Consider the following 21,059-nt stretch of genomic DNA (forward strand, 5'->3'; position numbering starts at 1 on the left):
TCATTCGTCCCTCAACCGATCCCTGTCTCTAGATTCCTGGAACAGCTGTTCAAGCTCTTCCTGCTGTCTGGATTGCTGCTCGAGCTTTTGATGCAGCAGCTTCTGGAACCGCTTCGCCTCTTCCTTGTCGTCATCGGCTGAAGCTTGAACAGACCGGTTCCCTTCTCCTGTCTTGCCTTGGATTCTGCGCACCCATTCCCCCAGCGGCACGCCGGATGCGGCATTGCGCTTCTCCAGCAGCTGGCTGCGGAGGCTATCCGCTTCTTCCCCTGCCGGGAACCGGTCCAGAAGCGTCACATTCTCGCCGACGCCGACAACATAGATTCTGCCAGCCGCTTCGATGACCTGGATCGACTTGTTCGGTCCGAGCGTCAATCCTCCAAGCTGTTCAAGAGCTCTTGCGCCTCCCATCAGCTGGCTTCGCTTGGAGAGCCAGCGTATAAGGAGGGTGATCAATCCGATGACAAGAGCAAGCGAGACCAGCACCCAGACCACGCTGCCCGTCATGCCCCCGCTCGCGAAGTGCGGCACCTCGCTCCCGCCGGAAGGAAGGGGATAATCAAGCGTTCCATCAGGCTTTGGTGAAGCGGAAGGAGCGGCCGCCTGAGCCGCCAATCCGGCTAACAATGGCATTTTCCGTTACCCAAGCGTCTTCTTGATGGCCTCGATGACCCGGTCTGCCTGGAACGGCTTCACGATGAAATCTTTCGCGCCTGCTTGAATGGCGTCGATGACCATCGCTTGCTGGCCCATGGCCGAGCACATGATGACTTTCACGTTCGGGTCGATTTTCCTGATTTCCTTCAATGCGGCGATGCCGTCCATCTCCGGCATCGTGATGTCCATCGTAATCAGATCCGGCTTGACTTCTTTGTATTTTTCGATTGCCTGCGATCCGTCTTGAGCCTCGCCTACGACCTCGTAGCCATTTTTAGTCAGGATATCGCGAATCATCATTCGCATGAATGCAGCGTCATCAACGATCAGAATACGGTTTGCCATTTGTCATTTCCTCCCAGGATGCACTTATTGAATTTTGGTCATGCGGTCCCACTGGCTCACGATATCCGTGACCCGGACCCCGAAATTCTCATCAATGACGACAACTTCGCCTTTTGCAATCAGCTTGTTGTTCACCAGAATGTCTACGGGCTCGCCTGCCAGCTTGTCGAGCTCGATGATGGAGCCTTGCGACAGCTCAAGAATATCCTTGATCTGTTTTTGCGTGCGTCCAAGCTCTACGGTTACTTTCAGCGGGATATCGAGGAGCAGGCCGAGATTGCTCTCGTCTCCTTGAGGATATCCCGGCTGGAAACCGGAAAATTGAACCGGCTGGACATTGACGTTGCGGCCTACCGGAGCGCCGAAAGTCTGCGGGCCTTGGTTGTTGACAGCGGGTGCGGCGTGCATATAGGCCGTTGGCTGCTGATAGGCCGGCTGTTCATAAACAGGCTGCTGTTGGACGGGCTGTTGATGCACCGGTAGTTCATGAACAGGCTGCTGTTGGACGGGCTGCTGCACCGATGGTTCCGAGTATGGAGCTGTTGAAGCCGTTTCGATTGATGGAGCCGCAGATGATGCGGCGGCCTCATCCCCGCTTCCGCCCATCAGCGTGTCGACCATCTGCTTGGCGAAGTTGACCGGCAGCAGCTGCATGATCGTCGAATCGATCAGGTCTCCGATCATCAGCCGGAAGCTGACTTTGATGAAGACGTCATCCGGCGGCAGCTGGGCGAGTCCTCCGCCTTGCTCCACATCGAGGATATCGATGCCGGGAGGCGAGATGTTGACCATCCGGTTGAAGATCGTCGACATCGATGTCGCCGAAGAACCCATCATTTGGTTCATCGCTTCCTGCACGGCGCTGATATGGATGTCATTGAGCTCCGTCTGGCCGACGTCGCCTTCGCCGCCAAGCATCAGATCGGCGATAACGCCGGCATCCTTTGACCTGATGACCAGCGAATTGATGCCTTGAAAGCCTTCTACATAGCTGACCGACACCGCGACATGAGGCCGGGGGAATTCGTCGGCGAGATCTTCCCGCTTGATCAGGGCGACCTGCGGAGTCGTGATGTCCACTTTTCTTCCCAGCAGGGTAGACAGCGCGGTAGCCGCGCTTCCGAACGTGATGTTGCCGATCTCGCCCAGAGCATCCTGCTCGATTGAGCTCAGGTATTGGGATATCTGCGCCTCGCCTGCCGTGTCGGAAGGAGCGGCGGAATAACCGTCCGAGCTCTGCCGGAGCAGGGCATCGATCTCCTCCTGGGACAAATAATCCTTACTCGTCATAATCTTCGTCTGCTCCTTCGCTTACGATCTCGTCCACCTGGACAGCAAGGCGGTCGCGGACCGATCCCGGGCTGCCGATGAACTTCAGCTTTTCTCCAACCTTGATATGCAAGCCTTCACCGACCGGCTTCTTCAAGGAAATGACATCTCCTGAGGCAAGGCTCATGAACTCTCTCACCGTAATGGAGGATTCTCCGAGCTCGGCGATGATCGGCAGCTTCGCTTTATGTACGCGCTGCTCCAGGATCTCCACTTCTTCAGGGGCACGCGACTTCTTCTGGGATACGAACCAGTGATGCACAGACAGTCTCGGCATGATCGGCTCGATGACCACATGCGGAATGCACAAGTTGATCATGCCGGTCGTATCCCCGATTTTCGTGCTCAATGAAATCAAAGCGATCGTTTCGTTGGGAGAAACGATCTGCATGAACTGCGGGTTCGTTTCAAGCGAGTCCAGCCTCGGCGATATATCGTACACCGTTTTCCAGGCTTCCTGCAGGCTTTCGAAGGCACGGCTGAAGATTTTCTCCATGATCATGGTTTCGATCTCCGTGAGCGCCCCGATCTTGGCGGGAGCGGTTCCTGTGCCTCCAAGCAGCCTGTCGACCATGGCATATGCCACGTTGGGATGGACTTCAAGCACCATCCTTCCCTCCAGCGGCTCCGCCTCAAAGATGTTCAGAATGGTCATTTTGGGAATCGAGCGGATGAATTCGTCGTACGGAAGCTGTTCTACCTGCACGACGCTGATCTGCACGAACGTTCGCAGCTGCGCCGAGAAATAAGTCGTCAAGTATCGGGCGAAGTTTTCATGAATCCGGGTCAAGCTTCGTATATGGTCCTTGGAAAACCGGACCGCCCGCTTGAAATCGTACGCGCGGATCTTCTTCTGGCTTTCTTCCTTCTTCAGTTCCTCCGCATCCATCTCCCCGGACGACAAGGCGGCAAGCAGAGCGTCGATCTCATTCTGGGAAAGCACATCCACCATTACTCTCACCTCCTTCGCTTATCTCACTTGGCCGTCCTAGATTTCCGTCAAGGTATAGTCCGTGATGGAAACCTTGATCAGCTTGCCTTTGGGAAGAACTTCATTGATTTGGTTGAGCAGCTTGGCCTCGAGCGCATCCTGCCCGGCGGAGCCTTGCAGCGACTGGGCTTCCGTATCTGCAAGCGTACGGTTGATGATCGGCTTCACGACGATATCCTTGATCTTGTCGAAGTCTTCCTTCGTCGCCTTTTTGTCCAGCTGGAAAGCGAAGCTCACGAGCAGGAATTTGTTGTCGTCCTTCAGATTCCGCTTGATATCCTTGAGCTCGGACGTTACCTCGACACGTTCGTCAGCCGTAAGCGGCTTGACCTTGGCGGCTGCCGCCGTCGTCTTGGCTGTATCCCCTCCTGAAGCCGTTGCAGGCTCCTTCAGGAGCGAGTTGTACAGAATGACCGCCACCACAGCGATGAGCGAAATTGCCAGCAGCGTGGTGATCAGCCAGGGAAGCATTTTTTTCATAGCGCTTATTCCTCCGTATATCCACTCTTATGAGATGATGCCGCGAGGCCGATGGAGCGGTAGAAATCGGTCATCCGCCCGGCCAGAACGGCAGCCGACTCCACAACGACCATTTTTTTGCCGGTGGTCATCGTCACGAGCGTATCCGGCGTTTCTTCCAGGAGCTCGATTAACAGGGCATTGATCATCAGCTTGCTGCCGTTGAGCCTTGTTACTTCAATCATGTGAACCCTCCCGCGGCTGCGCCCTTGGCCGAACCGATGACGCCGAGTAGAGCTCGGCCTGCGGATTCAAACCGACAGGGCTAGATCAATTATCTCTTCAGATTGACGAGCTCCTGAAGAATTTCATCCGATGTCGTAATGATTCGGGAGTTGGCTTGGAAACCGCGCTGCGCAACGATCATTTCCGTGAACTCGCTCGTAAGGTCGACGTTGGACATCTCCAGCTGGCCGGCTACGATGTTGCCCGTTCCGGTCTCCGGATCTCCGGGAGCTCCGATAGCCAGCTCCTCGGCATTGGAATTCACCGTAGAGCGGTAAAGGTTGCCGCCGACTTTTTCCAGGCCGTTCGGATTGGTCACTTTCACGACGCCGATGGTGGCGATGACATCTCCTGTCGTTCCGTCCGCATTGACGCCTGTCACCGAGCCGTCCTTGCCGATCGTGAAGGCGCTGACTCCGGCCAGCGAAATCGGTTCGCCGTCGGAGCTGAGCACGAGCGCGCCGTCGGCGTTGACCAGCTGTCCCGCGGCATCGACCGAGAAGTTGCCGGCACGCGTCAGATAGAAGCCGTCTTCCATTCCCGCAGGACGGACGGCGAAAAATCCGTCTCCGTCAATGCGCAGATCCGTCGGCACGTTGGTCGTCATGGCGCTGCCCGCCGTATGCAGGGTGTCGATCGAGGCCACCGTCACGCCAAGGCCGATCTGCTGCGCGTTTTTGCCGCCGCGCGCTCCATCTTCAGGCTGCGTCGCTCCTGCGACAGTCTGGCTCAGAATATCCTGGAACATGACCCGTCCCGCTTTGAAGCCGACGGTGTTCACGTTCGCAATATTGTTGCCGATGACATCAAGCTTGGTTTGGAAGCCCCGCATGCCGGAAACGCCCGAATACATAGATCTCAACATAATCTATCAACCTCCTAAATGGATGGATACTGCTCTTTCAGGCTCCTGCCGGCTGTTCTCCGGAAGACTCTTCCGGCGCCTGTTCCGGAGCCTCTTCCGCCGCATCGGATCGGATGGACTTCAGCGCGTCGATCGGAACATAATTCCCGCTGGAGACGATATACTGGATGCCGTCCTTGAGCACGACCGAATCGACGAGGCCGCTTGCGGTCGTCAGCTTGCCGGCAGCATCAAAGATGTCCCATTCCGCTTGCTTCCCGATGAGATCGGATGTAAGTCCCAGATTCTGTCCCTGCACGTTGAGCTGTCCGGAAATGTTCGACAGCTGCTCGACAGAAGAGAACTGAGCGAGCTGAGCGATGTAAGTCGTGTTGTCGGACGGATTCATCGGGTCCTGATATTTCAGCTGTGCGACCAGAAGCTGCAGGAAGGCATCCTTGCCGAGCGTGGAGTTGTCCATGCTTGTCGACGACGCCTTGGAATTCTTTTGGCTCACGAACGGATAAATGGAATTGGCGTTCACGGATGCTGCCATCGTTGATCCCCCTCGAAACCGGCTTATGCCGTTTCGTTAATTGCCCTGCCGTATCCCAGCTCGCGAATGGCGGTCTGGATGACTTCAGCTTCCTGCATGCCCTGTTCTTCAGGGCGGTCGGAACCATTTCGTGCAAACTGGCCGCCCTGTTCGCCTCCGCCCCGGCTCTGCTGGCCGAATGAAAGCGAGGTCTGAAGCTGGCTTGAGGCCGAAACATCAAGCCGTTCAACCTGGAAGCCTTGGTTTTGCAAGGACATCCTGAGCTGGCCCAGCTGGTTCTCGATCGCTTCCCTCGCCGCCGGCGAATCCGCTGCGAACAGCGCCGTCAATTGGCCGTTGTGGATTTGAAGCTTGACGTCCACCTGCCCCAAGTTCTCCGGGGTCAGCGTCAATCTTGCTTCTGTCATGCCGGATGAAGACGAGACATCAAGCTTCTTCAAGACGAGCCCGGCCACCTCCTGGGCAAACCGATGGACAGGCACTTTTACAGTCGCTTCAGGGCTGTCCGGAACCGCAGCTCCCGGCTGGACATTTCCTGTTGCATAGGTCGCGGCTGACGACGGCTGTTCATTCGTTTCCGATATGAGCATGGCTGGCTGCACGGCATCATCTCCCTGAGCGCCTCCCGCCGCGGCGTTGACCGCCGCACGGATATGGGCTGAAGATGCTTCGAGCTTCGCCAGAAGCGTTGTGCCGGAAGCCGGAATACCCGCAAAAGGAGTCCCTTCAGGCTGACCGTCCGGAATCGTTCCGCCTGGAGCGGATTTGGCTGTTTGCGGCGCTTCGAGCTTCGCCAGAAGCGTTGTGCCGGAAGCCGGAATACCCGCAAAAGGAGTCTCTTCAGGCTGACCCTCCGGAATCGTTCCGCCTGGAGCGGATTTGGCTGTTTGCGGCGCTTCGAGCAGGCTCTGCAGCTTGGTCAGCTGCGCCTGGGTCAACGCCTGGGAATCGACCTTACCGGGTGGCTTGGCGAGAACGTCGGGCAATTGCTGCCTCAGAGCCAACAGCAGCTCTCCGACTTCCCCCTTGGCGGCTGCCGTTGCGGAAGCAGCTGCAGGCTCATCCTGCCCCTGCTGGCCATCGCCAGCAAGCTTCACTGCAGGAGGCGGCTGAATGCCGAGCAGCGCAAGCAGGGCTCCGAGCTCGGAAGCGGCTTGCTGCCAATCCTCGAGCGGAATGGAGCCATCCTCTTCCTTGCCTTCGTAAAGCTGATCAAGCAGCTCCTCCAATTTGGCAAGCAGCGGCTCGGCTGCCTGCTCCTCGGAGGAAGCTGCGGCTGGACTGGCTTCTCCGGGCTGCAGAGCTTCCTGCAGCGCTCCGTCTGCTGGAGCCGGGGCGCTCGGCTCCATGCCGTCAGGCAGCACGGGAGCTGAGTTCAGCACAGGAGCTGCGTTCAGTACAAGCGAGGCTGCCAATGCCGCAGCAGCCGCAATGGCGTCCTGCGGAGCCGTTCCCGCATTCGGAGTGGCTTGACCCTGAACGCCCGTCTGCAATGCTCCTGCCATTGCTTGGCTGAAAGGGGCAGCTCCGGCCGCCTTGCCTCCGGCCGCTTGCGCTGATGTTCCCGGGCCGGTTGCTGCAGCCGGTTGAGACGTCGTGATCTCCATTGTTCACCTCCTATTCTATTTTCCCGCCATGAGCTTGCTCACGAGCTGAGAAGTCAGCTTTTTGTCTAGTCCCGACATCTCCTGAACGATTGACGAGCGTTTGGAATCGCTGACCGAGCCAAGAATTCGAAGCACTTTGCTCGCGCTCACATCCGACATCGCCATCAGCAGCTGCGCCGCCTTCGCCGGATCCATCGATTCGAACGTTTTGCTGAGCTGATCTTCGCTGAGCAGCGCTGAGCCGGATGCAGGAGCTGCGCTGGAAGCCTGCCGGATTCTCGATTGCAAGGCAGCAATCTGTTGATCCTGGACCGGAACGGAATCCTTCAGCCTCGCTGCCGTCTCGGCTGCCAGCTTTGGATCCATTTTGGCCAGAATCGCTCCTTGGGATCGGCTGTCCATCGAGTTCAGCACGAGCACAGCTTCTTCCAAGGTCATATTCTGAATAATTGGAGCCGCTTTGCTCGGCGTCATCGAGGAGAACATTCCTGCGAGCTCCGTTATTTTGGCTTGATACTCGCTGCTGCTCAACTTTTTCTGCTCGTCGCTTTTGATCAGCTGGTCGAGCTTGTCCTGCAGATCGTTGATTTCCTTCTCGAGGGAAGCCTTCTCCGCCTCAGCGGCCTGAAGTTTCCCTTTCGCTGCTTGCAAATCTCCCTGCAGACCGGCGATCTGCTTGCGCTGAGCATCGCCGTTGTCCTGAACAGGGGCGCCGGATGCGCTCTGGCTTTCCGGAATGAGCGATCCGACTACCGGAATGCTGCGTCCGGTATCCATCAGCCTCGAGCGGAGCGACGGGTTGAACACCACTAGAAGCACCAGCACCAGCACCAGCGTGAACAGCAACGGCGTGACAAAAAACAGGAAGCGTTCCATTCCGCTGTAGCTTTGTTTCTCATGTTCTTCTGCCAACATTTCATCCCTCCCGGGGGCATGAGTCGTCCCCGACTGCCTCATCTTGCATTCTGCTAAAGCGCGGCGCGCGAATGGCGTTGGACCGCGATTTCATCGAGCTCCGCCTGCTCTCCGGCAAGCTGCGCAGCCTTGAATCGGTTCAAGGCTTTTTCTTTGGATTTCAGCCAGATCTTCTCCTGGATCTTACGCTCTGCCAGACGATGCCTGGAGGATTCGACTTCGTTCTCTGCCGCCTGCACGACTTGCTGCTTGCTTCCAATGCAGGCATCCAGATGGGAGAGGAACCGCTGGATCGCTTGCAGCTCCATGAGCGGGCTTCCTTGCATGCCGAGCTCTTCAAGCTTCCCTTCCCAGCGCATACGCTCCGCATGCAGCTCGGACAGGGACATCTCCTCCGCATGCAGCAGATCGAGCGCGGCCGTGAGTCCCCATTTGGCTTGCGTCGTCTCGCTTTGCTTCAAGTTGACAATGCTTTGATATGCATAGCGGAATGCCGTCACGTCTCTGTTCAGCTCCCGTTGAATTGCCGGATCAGATGGTCCAGCGTCTCGTCAAAATGGGCTTTTTCATTCGTTCGTTGCTGCGTGAAATCCAGGATTCCGTCCATCTGGCTGATCGCCTGGTCGATCTCCTTGTTCGATCCGGGCTGGTACGCCCCGATATTGATCAAGTCCTCCGAATCTTTATAGACAGCGAGCATCTTTTTGAGAGCGGAAGCCGCCTCCTGATGCTCGGGATCTATGATCTCCTTCATGACCCGGCTTACCGAGGCGAGCACGTCGATCGCCGGAAAATGGCCTTTCTGAGCCAAGTCGCGGCTTAAGACGATGTGTCCGTCGAGAATGCCTCTCACGGCATCCGCTACCGGCTCATTCATGTCGTCCCCATCCACGAGAACGGTATAAAAAGCCGTTATGGACCCCGTCGGCCCTGTGCCCGCTCTTTCAAGCAGCTTGGGAAGGCCGGCGAAGACCGACGGCGTGTACCCTCTCGTCGCCGGAGGCTCTCCGACCGCCAGCCCGACTTCCCGCTGCGCCATCGCATACCGGGTGACCGAATCCATCATCAGCATGACGTTCATGCCGCGGTCCCGGAAGTACTCCGCAATCGTCGTCGCGATTACCGCGCCCTTGATGCGGATCAACGCCGGCTGATCGGATGTGGCCACGATCACGACGGAACGGGCCAGCCCTTCCGGTCCCAGATCCTTCTCGATGAACTCGAGCACCTCTCGTCCGCGTTCGCCGATGAGAGCAATCACATTGACGTCGGCAGCAGTATTGCGGGCGATCATCCCCAGCAGCGTGCTCTTTCCAACCCCCGAGCCTGCAAAAATCCCGACGCGCTGGCCTTGGCCTACGGTAAGCAGGCCGTCGATCGCGCGAACCCCGATGCCCAGCGGCTGCTGGACGCGCGGTCTGAAGAGCGGATTGCTTGGAGGCGCGGTCGTCGGATAGCGGATCATGCGGCTGGGAATGAAGCTGCCGTCAAGAGGCCGCCCGAGGCCGTCAAGCACTTTGCCGAGCAGCTCCGCCCCGACCTGGACCGTAAGCGGCTTGCCTGTGCCTACGACGTCGCATCCAGGGGCGATCGCATTGAGATCTCCGAGCGGCATGAGAATCAGCCTATTGTCCCGGAAACCGACGACTTCGGCAAGGAGCGGGAGCGCCCCTCTTCCGGGATAGATCTGGCAGACATCCCCGATGCCGGCATCGGGTCCTTCGCTTTCGACGGTAAGCCCGATGACCTGGGTTACTTTGCCGTTGATGCGCACAGGATCGATGCCCTCGAGCTGCTCCGTATATCTCGAAGCCTTGGGAATCCGGTAATTCATGAAGCAGGCGCCTCCTGACCTTCACGCTGGGAAGCGATTCCCATCAGCTCACGTTTGATTTCGGACAGCTGCGTGTCGATGCGGGCATCGATGCTGCCGAATGCGGTCCGGATCACGCAGCCGTGATCCTTGACCGATGCGTCGGGCAGGATCTGCAGCTCGGCCTGAGAATCGATCGACAGCTCCAGCTCGTCCCTGGCGGCCAGAACCGATGAGAGCTGCGCGGGACTGACGCACAGAACGATGCTGCCATTCTCTCTTCGCCGGGAAAGCATGCTGCGGATGAGCTCGATGGCGATTTCGGGCTCAAGATCCAGCTGCTTGCCGACCAGCTTCTCTGCAATGGCGCAACTCAGCTCGACGAGGAACGGCTCCGCCTCCTGGATGATCTGTTCCTTCATTCGGAAGGAGGATTCAAGAATGGAGGAGGATTCCTCGATTCTCTGCTCCCATTCCTTCCGCAGCGCTGCCTCGGCATCCTGGCTGCCTTGGCTGAAGCCATCGCCATATCCGGCCAGGCGGGCTTCTTCGGCGATCCGTTCATCGTCCGCCCGTCTGGCATGCCACCAATCCTCGGCTTCCTGACGGGCCTGTTCAAGCAGCTCCTGGGCTTGCCTGGCCGCATCCGCCAGCGTCTCCTCGGCGACGCTCTGGGCGTCGCCGAGGATCTGGCTGCGCAGAGACTCCGTGGCTGCATCCGGGCGGATCTCGACGCGATTGTGCTGCTCGCTGAATCCGTCCGATTCGCTGGCGGCAGGTTTCCGGTAAAATCTCTCCAGCCGCTGAAGCTGTTCCTGGGGGACAACCTGCGAGGATTTGAACAGATTAGACAATGATGTCATCTCCTCCGCCGCGGGCGATGATGATGTCACCGGATTCCTCCAGCCTGCGGATCGTTCCTACGATGCGCGTCTGGGCTTCCTCGACGTCACGCAGCCGCACGGGACCCATGAATTCCATTTCTTCCTTGAACGTCTCTGCCATCCGCTTGGACATGTTCCGGAAGATCGCTTCGCGCACTTCCTCGCTTGCCACCTTGAGCGCAAGCTGAAGGTCGGCGCTCTCGATATCGCGGATGATGCGCTGGATGGAACGGTTGTCGATGCTGACGATGTCTTCGAAGACGAACATCCGCTTCTTGATCTCTTCCGCCAGCTCCGGGTCTTGAATTTCCAGGGAATCCAGAATCGTCCGCTCGGTGCCGCGATCGACGCCGTTCAGAATCTGAACGATGGAGTCGATGCCGCCCGCGTTCGTGTAGTCTTGGGTCACGGTCGCGCTCAGCTTCTGTTCCAGCACCCTCTCCACCTGAGAGATGACCTCAGGAGAGGTGCTGTCCATCAGCGCGACCCTGCGGGCGACTTCCGCCTGCTTCTCTTGAGGAAGCGAAGAAAGAATATGAGAAGCCTGCTCCGGCTGAAGGTACGACAGCACGAGAGCAATCGTCTGGGTATTTTCGTTCTGGATGAAGTTCAGGATCTGGGCCGGCTCCGCCTTGCGGGCAAAGTCGAAAGGCCTTACTTGCAGCGTCGCCGTAAGCCTGCTGATGACCTCCAAAGCCTTTTGCGAGCCGAGCGCCTTCTCGAGGATATCCTTCGCGTACGCGATGCCGCCTTGGGAGATATACTCCTGAGCTAGGCAGATCTGATAGAACTCGCTCATGATCGTGTCCCGCTCCGAGCTGTCGACCTTCCTCACGTTGGCGATTTCCAGAGTCAGCTGCTCGATTTCCTCTTCCCTCAGATGCTTGAAGATCTGGGCCGATACATCCGGGCCGAGCGTGATCAGCAAAATGGCAGCCTTTTGGCGCCCGCTCAAGCTTTGCAGCGCTTTAACCATGAGTTGCCACCTCTATTCCTCTACTAGCCAGGTGCGAAGAAGGTTGACGAAATCATCCGGCTTCCGCTTGGCGAGTGTTTCCAAATTCTTGCGCACTTGATTCTCATTCGTGACGCTCTCCAGGTTGATCGAAGGATATTCGACTCTCGGCGCCATTTCTTCGATGATTTCTTCTTCCTTGGCGCGGCGGCGGCGAACGGCGAGCACGATTCCGCCGATTAGCGCGGCAGCGGCGACAGCGATGGCGGCGATCCATCCGGCTGTAAGGCCATTGCCGGAAGCGGAAGCTCCTGCTGCGGCAAAATTTTGACCGATGACAGAAACCTTTTTGGCTATGATCGCGTCATTGCTGACATCCTGTCCGGAATCCACCAGCTGGGAACGGACAAAAGAATTTAGATATTGGGTGATTTGATCTTTTGTTTCTTGGGTTAATAAAGAAGTAGGAATCCCGACGCTGATGCTGAGATCTTTGACGGAGTAAGGGCCGCCAATGATCGTATTCTTGTAGCGGTTAGGCTCGTAATTGGTCGTGCTGGAGGTTTTCTCTCCCGTGCTGCTGCCTCCGCCCGATGTCGAGGAATATCCGGGAACATCGGTTTCTCCGGTGCCGGCCACCCCGCCGGCATTCCCTTCCGTTCCTTCCGAGCTTTCGCTTGATTGCTGCTGGCTGATCACGAGACCGTTGTTGTTGTTGTTGTCCAGCGGCTTGACCAGGCTTTCCTCGCGGCTGACCTGATCGAAGTTCAGGCTGCTCAGCACGCTGACGGCAAGATTATCGCTGCCTACCATCGTTCCGAGGAACTGTTCGATATTCCGCTTCAAGTCGCTCTCATATTTCTTTTGGATCTGGAATTGAGAGTTCGCGCTCCCCGAGTTGTTCAGCGTCCCGCCGATTTTGGAGGAAGCTGTCAGCTCGCCTTGCGGGCTCGTAATCGTGATATCCGCGATTTTAAGATTCGGCACCGATGTTTTGACGAGATTGAAGTAGCCGTCGATCTCATCCTGGCTGGGCCGGAATCCCGGCTTGAATTTCATGACGATGGAAGCCGACGCGCCGCTGGCTTCTTCCGTTTGGGCAAATACGCTTTCCTTCGGAAGATTGACGACGACCTTGCTGGATGCGACTCCCTGCATGCCGTTGAGCAGCTGCTGGATCTCACCGTTCAAGGCGCTGCGGTATTTGACATCGAATTCATTGTCGGTCATGCCGAACTGAGAGGAACCTGTATTGAACGCTGCGAATCCGATCGATCCATTCTGGACCATGCCTTGCGATCCCGCAGCAACCCGCACACGATCTGCTTCGCTGCTCGGAACGGAGATTGAATTGCCGCCGTCGCCAAGCCGATAAGAAATGCTGCTGCTGTCCAGATAATTCATGATTGCCTGGGCATCGGTTGTGTCCAGATCCTTGAACACCGTTTCGTATTGTGTTTTGGTCAGGATCGAAGTAAGCAGAATGATCGTCAGCAACAATATCCCGATCGTCGCTCCCAGCCAAATCTTTTGCTTCTTGCCCATCGCTCCCCAGTAATTTTTGGCGGAATCGCGCAGGCGGGCCATCTTTTCGTTCACATCTTCACCCCGCAGAATGCTATTGCAATGCAGTCAGCTTTAAATTTGCATGCGCATGATGTCCTGATAGGCCTCTACGGCCTTGTTCCGGACCTGCGTCACCAGCTGAAGGCTGAGCTCAGCCTGCTGCGAGACAATCATGACTTGTGAAATATCCGCTTGGCCAACCAGATATTGGTTGTTGACTTGATGCACGGTTTTTTCTTGCGCGCTGACACTGTCCAGGGCGTTTTTGAGCATCGTCCCGAAGCTTTCGGTCACTTCGCTCGGCGACGCGGCTTGCGTCTTGGCCGTGATGGCTGGTGTATTCAGAGGAGAGACCTGCGCAAGCGTTATAGGCTGGATCATTATGGACTATCCTTTCGGCTTTTATTTTCCGATTTCAAGCGCTTTGACGAACATCGTCTTCGTTGCATTCAATGCGGTCACGTTCGCCTCGTAGGAACGGGACGCCGAGATCATATCCACCATTTCCTTCGTTACGTCCACGTTCGGCATCTTCACGTAGCCGTTCTTGTCCGCATCGGGATGAGACGGATTGTAGACCAGCTTGTCCGGAGTGCGATCCTCCTGGATCCGGCTAACTTTAACCCCTTTGGACGCCTCTCCCATCTCATTCTGAAGCATCGATGCGAAGCTGCCTTCCTTCATGGGCTCCAATACGACCATTTTGCGCTTATAGGGCTGGAACTCGCCATTCACATAGGAGGCTCGAGTCGTCTCGGCATTCGCGATATTGGAGGAGATCACATCCATTCGGAGCCGCTGGGCGGTCAATGCGGAGGCACTGATGTCGAATCCGTTGGTCAGCTTCATTTCTTACCCTCTCCCGTCGATAGCAGTCCGCATCATCTTGATCTCGTGATTGATCTGTTGAATGTAGGAGTTGTAGCGGAGCTGGTTTTTCGCAAGCAATGCCATCTCGCGATCAGGATCCACGTTGTTTCCATTATTATTCATGACAGATTTTTCATCCGTGACTAGCTGCATGGTTGGAATTCGGCCAATCTGACCTATGTCCATATGCATTTTCTGGGTCTTTATACCTGCTAAATCGTGGTTTTTCTGGCCGTCCAGCTGGTCATTCAGCAGCTCCTCGAATACCAGTTCCGAACGTTTGAAGTGCGGCGTGTCAGCATTGGAAATATTATCCGAGATTACCTGCTGCCTTGCTTCAGCGGCTCTCATTGCCCCTACAAGTCTGCTGAAATCCGCGCCGTTCAAGACATTCAATGATATTTCACCACTTTCTTCCTTAATGGTTTATCACTTATTCAACAAATCTTCAAGCATTCCTGCATCTTCGACATAAAATAATTAAAAATATGAGAGATCTGTGTCGAGATTTGCCGAGTACGATAATCTTCCTAAAATTTCATATTTATTACAATGAGAAAAAAGCCCTATCTTTATATAAAGATAGGGCTTTCATGGGCATAAAGAACCTCTTTTACTTCTTCATCTTACCTAATTCTTCCAAAAGCTGATGATTCAGAATGCGGATGTAGGTGCCTTTCATTCCTAAAGATCGCGTTTCGATAACTCCAGCGCTCTCGAGTTTGCGAAGCGCGTTCACGATAACGGATCTAGTTATACCGACCCGATCGGCGATCTTCGAAGCAACCAGCAAACCTTCCTTGCCTTCGAGTTCCTCGAATATATGCTCGACAGCTTCCATCTCGCTGAAGGAAAGCGATCCGATCGCGACGGCGACGACAGCTCTGCTGCGCGCCTCAAGCGCGATTTCTTCCGCCCTCTCCCGCAGGATTTCCATGCCTACGATCGTCGACCCGTACTCGGCGAGGATGAGATCCTCATCATCGAACACTCCGTTCAGACGCGTCAGGACAACGGTTCCGAGCCGGTCTCCGCCGCCTGTGATCGGAACGACGCACATCATCTCCTGGGCGTTCATGAAGCGGAATACATCCGCGATGCCGGGATCGGGAACGACATTGGTCTCTGGCTCTCTCATCTGCAGGAACCGGTTGTTTGTCTCCTGAGGAAAGCGCAGCTCGGCTTCCGCAGCCAGACTCCGGAACTGATCATGGTCGAAACGGTCTACTGCGGCGCAGCCCAAAATCTTGCCTCTGCGGCTGACGACGAAAATATTGGCTTGAATGACGGAGCTGAGAACTTCCGCCATCTCCCTGAAGCTTAGTGCCTTGCCGGCTGCTTTTTGCAGCAGCCGGTTAAGCGATCTTGTTTTGGTCAATAATGTCATCTTCCTGCTTGCCCCCCGAACTACCCTACAATATATATTGGCTCAAATCCCGGTCTTGCGCGATGGAGGAAAGCTTTTCCTTCACATACTCCGGCGTGATGAGCAGACTTTCCAGCGTCAGGTCCGGCGCTTCGAACGACAAGTCCTCGAGCAGCTTCTCCAGTATCGTATGAAGCCTGCGCGCGCCTATGTTTTCTGTATTGCGGTTGACGTCGGCCGCGATGGACGCAAGCTCCGCAATCGCATCATCCGAAAATTCGATTGCGATTCCTTCCGTGGCCAACAGCGCGGTGTACTGTTTGGTCAGAGCGTTTTTGGGCTCCTTGAGAATCTGTACGAAGTCCTCCAGCGTCAGCGACGTCAATTCCACCCGAATCGGAAATCTTCCCTGGAGCTCAGGAATGAGATCGGACGGTTTGGAAACGTGGAACGCTCCTGCGGCAATGAACAGGATGTAGTCGGTTTTGACCGCTCCATATTTCGTCATGACGGTAGATCCTTCGACGATCGGCAGAATATCGCGCTGCACGCCTTCACGAGACACGTCAGGACCCGACCCCTTGGAAGGACTCGCGATCTTGTCGATCTCGTCCAGGAAGACGATCCCGGACTGCTCCGCCCTTCTCACCGATTCGCCGATGACCTCGTCCATATCAATCAGCTTGGCCGCTTCTTCCTGAGTCAATACCTTGCGGGCTTCCTTGACTGTAAGCTTGCGGCGCTTGGTCCGCTTCGGCATGAACTGTCCCAGCATCTCTTGCATGTTCATGCCCATCATTTCATTGCCTTGCCCCGACATCATATCCATCATCGTTGGCGAAGTATCCTCTACATCAAGCTCCAGCAGATCGTTCTCCAGCTCGCCGGCTTTGAGCTTTGCGCGGACAGCCTGCCTTTTGCCCAGAATGTCGGGATCGTTCACCTTCTCTTCCTCATCGTCCTTGGACCCTTGATTGCCGAAGAGCATTTCGAGAGGATTTTTGCCGCCCTTGGACTTGACGGGAGACGGAACAAGAAGCTCGACGAGCCGTTCGTTGGCCTGCTCTTCCGCTCTATCCTTCACCCGTTCGGTCCGTTCCGCCTTGACCATGCGGATCGACACTTCCACTAGATCGCGGATCATCGATTCCACGTCGCGGCCGACATAACCGACCTCCGTGAATTTCGTCGCCTCGATCTTGACGAACGGCGCTCCAACAAGCTTGGCTAAACGCCTTGCAATTTCCGTTTTGCCGACGCCGGTCGGACCAATCATCAGCATGTTCTTTGGAACGATCTCGTCCCTCAAGGCTTCGTCGAGCTTGCTGCGGCGGTAACGGTTGCGCAAGGCGACCGCTACCGAGCGCTTGGCCTGCTTCTGGCCTACGATATATTTGTCCAGCTCAGCAACGATTTGCCTTGGCGTCAAATCTTCCTTCACAGGCTCACTCCCTCTGCATACTAATAATCGCTTTTGCGTTAAGGGCAGGAATCTTCAGACTTCTTCCACGATTATGCTGTGATTGGTGAATACGCATATTTCCGCCGCCGTCTCAAGCGCTGCTTGGGCCATGTCCCTAGCGCTGAGATCAGGCGCATGCCGCTTCAATGCCCTCGCGGCCGCAAGGGCGAAGCTGCCCCCTGAGCCAATCGCCAAAATGCCGTCATCCGGCTCAATGACTTCCCCGTTGCCCGAAATCAGGAGCAGTCCGGTGGTATCCATGACGAGCAGCATCGCCTCGAGCCGGCGCAGCACCCGGTCCGATCTCCATTCCTTGGCGAGCTCTACGGCAGCACGCTGCAAGTTCCCGTGATGCTCCTCGAGCTTGCTTTCGAACTTTTCGAACAAGGTGATCGCATCCGCAACCGAGCCGGCAAAGCCCGCGGCTACTTGGCCGCGGTACAAGCGCCGGACTTTTTTGGCGGAGCCTTTCATGATCATGCTGTTGCCGAAGGTCACTTGACCGTCACCCGCTATGGCGCCTTTTCCATTATGGCGGACGGCGCATATCGTCGTCGCGTGGAACTGCATTTCCATGAACATGTCCCCCTTCGTGTCTGGCTCCTAAACGGACGGAACCGCTCCTAGAACATCGCGCTTGAAGGTTTCAACAGCTTCGATCGCCCTAGCGGCGATCATTTCGTTCTTTTCCTTCTTGTTGCGGATCCGCTTCTCCAGCGGAGGGAATAGGCCGAAGTTGGCGTTCATCGGCTGGAAGTGGCGGAAGTCAGCCGTCGTGATGTAACCCGCCATGCTGCCGAGAGCCGTCTCTGCAGGCAAGACGAGCGGTTCCAGCCCTTTGGCCAGCCGTCCGGCGTTGAGGCCTGCCAGCAGGCCGGAGGCTGCCGATTCCACGTAACCCTCGACCCCGGTCATCTGGCCCGCGAAGAAGAGATTCTCGCGGCCCTTGAATTGGTACGTCGACTCCAGCAGCTTCGGCGAGTTGATGAACGTATTGCGGTGCATGACTCCGTATCGGACGAATTCCGCATTTTCAAGCCCCGGGATGAGAGAGAACACTCGCTTCTGCTCGCCCCATTTCAGGTGGGTCTGGAAGCCGACCAGATTGTAGAGCGTGCCGGCGGCGTTGTCCTGGCGCAGCTGGATGACTGCATGCGGCAGCTTGCCCGTACGAGGATCGATGAGCCCGACCGGCTTCATCGGGCCGAACAGCACCGTCTGCTTGCCGCGCTGGGCCATGACCTCGATCGGCATGCAGCCTTCGAAATAGACTTCCTTCTCGAATTCCTTCAAGGCGGCCGTCTCGGCGGTAATCAACGCTTCATGGAAGATCTCGAACTCCTCTTCCGTCATCGGGCAATTCAGATAGGCCGCTTCGCCCTTGTCATAGCGGGAAGCCAGATAGACCTTATCCATGTCGATGGAGTCCTTCTCCACGATAGGAGCGGCGGCGTCGTAGAAGTAGAAATACTCCTCGCCCATCAGGTCCTTGATCGCTCCGGAGAGCGCAGGCGCTGTCAGAGGCCCGGTAGCGATGACCGTGATTCCGTCCTCCGGAATCGATGTGATCTCTTCATTGCTTACCGTGATCAAAGGATGATTGCGCAGCGTTTGCGTAATATCTCCCGAAAATCCGTCACGGTCAACGGCGAGCGCGCCGCCGGCGGGCACCGCATTGCGGTCGGCCGATCCGAGAACGAGGGATCCGAGCCTTCTCATTTCTTCCTTCAAGACGCCGACCGCATTGGCGAGGCCGTTGGCGCGCAAGCTGTTGCTGCATACAAGCTCGGCGAATTTGTCGGTATGATGGGCAGGAGTGCGGGTAACCGGACGCATTTCGTACAGATGGACCGGCACTCCCTGTGATGCGATCTGCCAGGCGGCTTCGCTGCCGGCCAGGCCGGCTCCAATAACGGTAACGTGCTGTGGTGTGGACACTTGCAATTCCTCGCTTTCTTTGCTTCAAAGGACTTCATAACCGCAGGGAAGCGGAAAGCATGTCGAGACGGCTTTCCGCTTCTACGTGGATATAGGTTACAGCTGATCGAGATCCTGGTCTTCGGGAAGCTCTTCCGTATAATCGCAGGAAGGGCATTGGAGGCGGGCTCCGGTCTTGTTCCGCTTTACGACGAGCATGCTGTCGCACTGAGGACATGGCTTGCCGGATGGCCGGTCCCAGGAGACATAGTCACATTCAGGATATTGATCGCAGCCGAAAAAGATTCTTCCTTTTTTGCTGCGGCGTTCAATGATGTGGCCTTTCTCGCATTTCGGGCACACGACTCCGATGCTTTTGACGATCGGCTTCGTATTCCGGCAGTCCGGGAATCCCGAGCAGGCCAGGAACTTGCCGAAGCGGCCCATCTTGTAGACCATCGGCATGCCGCATTTCTCGCAGGTTTCATCCGAAACCTCGTCTTGAAGCTCGACTTCCTTCATCTCTTCCTCGGCTACTTCAAGACGCTTCTCGAAGGAATCGTAAAACTGGGCGAGCACCTTGACCCAGTCCTCCTTGCCCTCCTCGACATGGTCAAGGTCGCCTTCCATATGGGCGGTGAACTCCGCATCCAGAATTTCGGGGAAGAACTCTTCCATGAGCTGGATGACGAGGTCGCCAAGCTCGGTGGGCATGAATTTCTTCTCTTCGATCGCGACATAACCGCGCTTCTGGATCGTCTCCAGCGTCGGAGCGTAGGTGGACGGACGGCCGATGCCGAGCTCTTCCAGCGTTTTTACAAGACGCGCTTCCGTGTAGCGAGGAGGAGGCTGCGTGAAATGCTGCTTGGGAACCATGGATTCCGTCTTCACCGCGTCTCCGACCGACAGTGCAGGGAGGAATTTGTCCTCTTCGGTCGTACCGTCGTCATTGCCTTCGACGTACACCTTCATGAATCCCGGGAATTTCACCTTGGAGCCCGCCGCCCGGAAGACGACTTCTCCTGCAGCGAGATCCACCGTCATCGTATCAAGCACGGCCGAGCTCATCTGGCTCGCAACGAAGCGCTCCCAGACAAGCTTGTACAAGCGATACTGATCCCGGCTCAAAAACTCTTTGACCGCATCCGGCTCCCAGTCCATTGAAGTCGGGCGAATCGCTTCATGCGCATCCTGGGCATTGCTGTTCTTCTTCAGATAAACCCTTGGCTGCTCGGGATAATAATCCGCGCCGTACTTCGACGTGATATATTCCTTGGTTTCCTCTTGAGCTATCGGGGAAATCCGAGTTGAATCGGTCCTCATGTACGTAATAAGACCCGCTGTGCCTTCCTTGCCGAGATCGACGCCCTCATACAGTTGCTGGGCGACGCTCATCGTCTTGGAGGCGCGGAAGTTCAGCTTGCGCGCGGCTTCCTGCTGGAGCGAGCTTGTAATGAACGGCGGAGCCGGATTGCGCTGGCGCTCCTTCTCTTTCACTTCGGCTACCGTAAAGGACTGGCTGCCGATGGCATCCAGAACGCGCTGCATCTCGGCTTCGCTCCGCAGCTCTCCCTTTTCGCCGGCAAGGCTGTGGAACTTCGCTTCGAATTCGGATTTGCCCTTGACGAGGCCCGCTGTAATCGACCAGTACTCTTCGGGAATGAAGGCATCGATCTCATGCTCGCGGTCGATGATCAGCTTCACCGCTACCGATTGGACACGGCCGGCCGAAAGGCCTTTTTTGACTTTCTTCCATAATAGAGGGCTGATCTTGTAGCCGACGAGGCGGTCGAGAATGCGGCGCGCCTGCTGCGCGTTGACCAGATCCATATCGATCTTGCGCGGAGTCTTGAAGGCGTCCTTGACGGCCTGCTTCGTAATCTCATTGAAGACGACGCGGCAGGTGTCCGTCTCGCTGATGTCCAGATAATGCGCCAAATGCCAGGCTATCGCTTCCCCTTCGCGATCGGGGTCAGCCGCCAGATAAACTTTTTTGACTTTTTTGCTCGCGTCCTTAAGTTCCTTGAGGATGGAGCCTTTGCCGCGAATCGTAATATATTTGGGGTTGAAATCGTTCTCGACTTCGACGCCGATCTGGCTTTTCGGCAAATCGCGGATGTGGCCCATGGAGGCTTTCACAATGAATTTGCTTCCTAAATATTTGCCAATCGTCTTTGCTTTTGCCGGTGATTCGACAATGACAAGTGAATCGGCCATTCTGGCGTCCTCCTTCCACAG

The 21,059-nt window shown here is 56.4% G+C and carries 23 protein-coding genes; all 23 read right to left on the minus strand.

The annotated features are described in order from the left end of the window. Entirely contained in the window at positions 1 to 633 is a 633-nt protein-coding gene (locus tag AC06G8_RS12825) for a FliO/MopB family protein (protein WP_480283048.1), read from the minus strand. 6 nt (positions 634 to 639) lie between these two features. Further along, positions 640 to 1,002, minus strand: coding sequence for a response regulator (locus tag AC06G8_RS12830; protein WP_447661161.1), 363 nt, complete (start codon positions 1,000 to 1,002; stop codon positions 640 to 642). A 24-nt stretch (positions 1,003 to 1,026) separates the two neighbouring features. Beyond that, complete coding sequence (gene fliY / locus AC06G8_RS12835; RefSeq protein WP_480283049.1) at positions 1,027 to 2,292, minus strand: flagellar motor switch phosphatase FliY; 1,266 nt, start codon at positions 2,290 to 2,292, stop codon at positions 1,027 to 1,029. After that, the gene (gene fliM, locus AC06G8_RS12840) at positions 2,282 to 3,283 is read right to left on the minus strand and encodes a flagellar motor switch protein FliM (RefSeq protein ID WP_447661163.1); all 1,002 of its coding nucleotides are present in this window, start codon (positions 3,281 to 3,283) and stop codon (positions 2,282 to 2,284) included. The genes fliY and fliM overlap by 11 nt, the downstream gene beginning before the upstream one ends. 36 nt (positions 3,284 to 3,319) lie before the next feature. Continuing rightward, positions 3,320 to 3,802: a flagellar basal body-associated FliL family protein gene (locus tag AC06G8_RS12845; protein ID WP_480283050.1), complete on the minus strand. Its 483-nt coding sequence runs from the start codon at positions 3,800 to 3,802 to the stop codon at positions 3,320 to 3,322. A 5-nt stretch (positions 3,803 to 3,807) separates the two neighbouring features. After that, positions 3,808 to 4,026 carry a flagellar FlbD family protein gene (locus AC06G8_RS12850; protein ID WP_021879168.1) on the minus strand — a complete coding sequence of 73 codons (219 nt, stop codon included), beginning with the start codon at positions 4,024 to 4,026 and terminating at the stop codon, positions 3,808 to 3,810. A gap of 89 nt (positions 4,027 to 4,115) precedes the next feature. Continuing rightward, positions 4,116 to 4,931, minus strand: a complete 816-nt coding sequence (gene flgG / locus AC06G8_RS12855) for a flagellar basal body rod protein FlgG (protein ID WP_447661165.1) — start codon at positions 4,929 to 4,931, stop codon at positions 4,116 to 4,118. 37 nt (positions 4,932 to 4,968) lie between these two features. Then, positions 4,969 to 5,466, minus strand: coding sequence for a flagellar hook capping FlgD N-terminal domain-containing protein (locus tag AC06G8_RS12860; protein WP_447661166.1), 498 nt, complete (start codon positions 5,464 to 5,466; stop codon positions 4,969 to 4,971). Between the two features lie 23 nt (positions 5,467 to 5,489). Then, entirely contained in the window at positions 5,490 to 7,073 is a 1,584-nt protein-coding gene (locus tag AC06G8_RS12865; protein WP_480283051.1) for a flagellar hook-length control protein FliK, read from the minus strand. A gap of 15 nt (positions 7,074 to 7,088) precedes the next feature. Beyond that, on the minus strand, positions 7,089 to 7,988 hold the full coding sequence (locus tag AC06G8_RS12870; protein ID WP_447661168.1) for a MotE family protein: 900 nt from the start codon (positions 7,986 to 7,988) through the stop codon (positions 7,089 to 7,091). A 53-nt stretch (positions 7,989 to 8,041) separates the two neighbouring features. Next, positions 8,042 to 8,488, minus strand: a complete 447-nt coding sequence (gene fliJ, locus AC06G8_RS12875; protein ID WP_447661169.1) for a flagellar export protein FliJ — start codon at positions 8,486 to 8,488, stop codon at positions 8,042 to 8,044. 8 nt (positions 8,489 to 8,496) lie between these two features. Beyond that, positions 8,497 to 9,822, minus strand: a complete 1,326-nt coding sequence (gene fliI / locus AC06G8_RS12880; RefSeq protein ID WP_447661170.1) for a flagellar protein export ATPase FliI — start codon at positions 9,820 to 9,822, stop codon at positions 8,497 to 8,499. Continuing rightward, positions 9,819 to 10,655: a FliH/SctL family protein gene (locus tag AC06G8_RS12885; RefSeq protein WP_447661171.1), complete on the minus strand. Its 837-nt coding sequence runs from the start codon at positions 10,653 to 10,655 to the stop codon at positions 9,819 to 9,821. The genes fliI and AC06G8_RS12885 overlap by 4 nt, the downstream gene beginning before the upstream one ends. Further along, positions 10,648 to 11,661 (minus strand): flagellar motor switch protein FliG, encoded by a 1,014-nt coding sequence (fliG, locus tag AC06G8_RS12890; RefSeq protein WP_447661172.1) that lies wholly within the window; start codon positions 11,659 to 11,661, stop codon positions 10,648 to 10,650. Before fliG ends, AC06G8_RS12885 begins: the two co-directional genes overlap by 8 nt. A gap of 12 nt (positions 11,662 to 11,673) precedes the next feature. Further along, on the minus strand, positions 11,674 to 13,239 hold the full coding sequence (fliF, locus tag AC06G8_RS12895) for a flagellar basal-body MS-ring/collar protein FliF (protein WP_480283052.1): 1,566 nt from the start codon (positions 13,237 to 13,239) through the stop codon (positions 11,674 to 11,676). 39 nt (positions 13,240 to 13,278) lie between these two features. After that, a complete protein-coding gene (fliE, locus tag AC06G8_RS12900; protein ID WP_021881387.1) occupies positions 13,279 to 13,587 on the minus strand; it encodes a flagellar hook-basal body complex protein FliE in 309 nt (102 codons plus the stop codon). Positions 13,588 to 13,608: 21 nt separating this feature from the next. Continuing rightward, complete coding sequence (flgC, locus tag AC06G8_RS12905) at positions 13,609 to 14,055, minus strand: flagellar basal body rod protein FlgC (protein ID WP_021881388.1); 447 nt, start codon at positions 14,053 to 14,055, stop codon at positions 13,609 to 13,611. 3 nt (positions 14,056 to 14,058) lie between these two features. Next, on the minus strand, positions 14,059 to 14,427 hold the full coding sequence (flgB, locus tag AC06G8_RS12910) for a flagellar basal body rod protein FlgB (RefSeq protein ID WP_447661657.1): 369 nt from the start codon (positions 14,425 to 14,427) through the stop codon (positions 14,059 to 14,061). A gap of 262 nt (positions 14,428 to 14,689) precedes the next feature. Next, positions 14,690 to 15,463: a GTP-sensing pleiotropic transcriptional regulator CodY gene (codY, locus tag AC06G8_RS12915; protein WP_447661174.1), complete on the minus strand. Its 774-nt coding sequence runs from the start codon at positions 15,461 to 15,463 to the stop codon at positions 14,690 to 14,692. A 25-nt stretch (positions 15,464 to 15,488) separates the two neighbouring features. Beyond that, positions 15,489 to 16,883, minus strand: a complete 1,395-nt coding sequence (hslU, locus tag AC06G8_RS12920) for an ATP-dependent protease ATPase subunit HslU (RefSeq protein ID WP_447661175.1) — start codon at positions 16,881 to 16,883, stop codon at positions 15,489 to 15,491. Positions 16,884 to 16,937: 54 nt separating this feature from the next. Beyond that, entirely contained in the window at positions 16,938 to 17,480 is a 543-nt protein-coding gene (hslV, locus tag AC06G8_RS12925; protein WP_447661176.1) for an ATP-dependent protease subunit HslV, read from the minus strand. A 27-nt stretch (positions 17,481 to 17,507) separates the two neighbouring features. Next, positions 17,508 to 18,842 (minus strand): FADH(2)-oxidizing methylenetetrahydrofolate--tRNA-(uracil(54)-C(5))-methyltransferase TrmFO, encoded by a 1,335-nt coding sequence (gene trmFO / locus AC06G8_RS12930; RefSeq protein ID WP_447661177.1) that lies wholly within the window; start codon positions 18,840 to 18,842, stop codon positions 17,508 to 17,510. A gap of 96 nt (positions 18,843 to 18,938) precedes the next feature. Next, positions 18,939 to 21,038: a type I DNA topoisomerase gene (gene topA, locus AC06G8_RS12935; protein WP_447661178.1), complete on the minus strand. Its 2,100-nt coding sequence runs from the start codon at positions 21,036 to 21,038 to the stop codon at positions 18,939 to 18,941. Positions 21,039 to 21,059: the final 21 nt, after the last annotated feature.

This window comes from Paenibacillus sp. SJS-P3 (assembly GCF_056711585.1).

What these genes read in the sequence shown, in the direction of transcription:
- fliE (WP_021881387.1), bottom strand. Translation starts at nt 13,587, where the DNA reads ATGATCCAGCCTATAACGCTTGCGCAGGTCTCTCCTCTGAATACACCA.
- AC06G8_RS12865 (WP_480283051.1), bottom strand. Translation starts at nt 7,073, where the DNA reads ATGGAGATCACGACGTCTCAACCGGCTGCAGCAACCGGCCCGGGAACA.
- fliM (WP_447661163.1), bottom strand. Translation starts at nt 3,283, where the DNA reads ATGGTGGATGTGCTTTCCCAGAATGAGATCGACGCTCTGCTTGCCGCC.
- fliG (WP_447661172.1), bottom strand. Translation starts at nt 11,661, where the DNA reads ATGGTTAAAGCGCTGCAAAGCTTGAGCGGGCGCCAAAAGGCTGCCATT.
- AC06G8_RS12830 (WP_447661161.1), bottom strand. Translation starts at nt 1,002, where the DNA reads ATGGCAAACCGTATTCTGATCGTTGATGACGCTGCATTCATGCGAATG.
- codY (WP_447661174.1), bottom strand. Translation starts at nt 15,463, where the DNA reads ATGACATTATTGACCAAAACAAGATCGCTTAACCGGCTGCTGCAAAAA.
- AC06G8_RS12825 (WP_480283048.1), bottom strand. Translation starts at nt 633, where the DNA reads ATGCCATTGTTAGCCGGATTGGCGGCTCAGGCGGCCGCTCCTTCCGCT.
- fliI (WP_447661170.1), bottom strand. Translation starts at nt 9,822, where the DNA reads ATGAATTACCGGATTCCCAAGGCTTCGAGATATACGGAGCAGCTCGAG.
- flgB (WP_447661657.1), bottom strand. Translation starts at nt 14,427, where the DNA reads ATGAGAGCCGCTGAAGCAAGGCAGCAGGTAATCTCGGATAATATTTCC.
- AC06G8_RS12845 (WP_480283050.1), bottom strand. Translation starts at nt 3,802, where the DNA reads ATGAAAAAAATGCTTCCCTGGCTGATCACCACGCTGCTGGCAATTTCG.
- flgC (WP_021881388.1), bottom strand. Translation starts at nt 14,055, where the DNA reads ATGAAGCTGACCAACGGATTCGACATCAGTGCCTCCGCATTGACCGCC.
- hslV (WP_447661176.1), bottom strand. Translation starts at nt 17,480, where the DNA reads ATGGAAATGCAGTTCCACGCGACGACGATATGCGCCGTCCGCCATAAT.
- AC06G8_RS12850 (WP_021879168.1), bottom strand. Translation starts at nt 4,026, where the DNA reads ATGATTGAAGTAACAAGGCTCAACGGCAGCAAGCTGATGATCAATGCC.
- AC06G8_RS12860 (WP_447661166.1), bottom strand. Translation starts at nt 5,466, where the DNA reads ATGGCAGCATCCGTGAACGCCAATTCCATTTATCCGTTCGTGAGCCAA.
- flgG (WP_447661165.1), bottom strand. Translation starts at nt 4,931, where the DNA reads ATGTTGAGATCTATGTATTCGGGCGTTTCCGGCATGCGGGGCTTCCAA.
- topA (WP_447661178.1), bottom strand. Translation starts at nt 21,038, where the DNA reads ATGGCCGATTCACTTGTCATTGTCGAATCACCGGCAAAAGCAAAGACG.
- AC06G8_RS12870 (WP_447661168.1), bottom strand. Translation starts at nt 7,988, where the DNA reads ATGTTGGCAGAAGAACATGAGAAACAAAGCTACAGCGGAATGGAACGC.
- fliY (WP_480283049.1), bottom strand. Translation starts at nt 2,292, where the DNA reads ATGACGAGTAAGGATTATTTGTCCCAGGAGGAGATCGATGCCCTGCTC.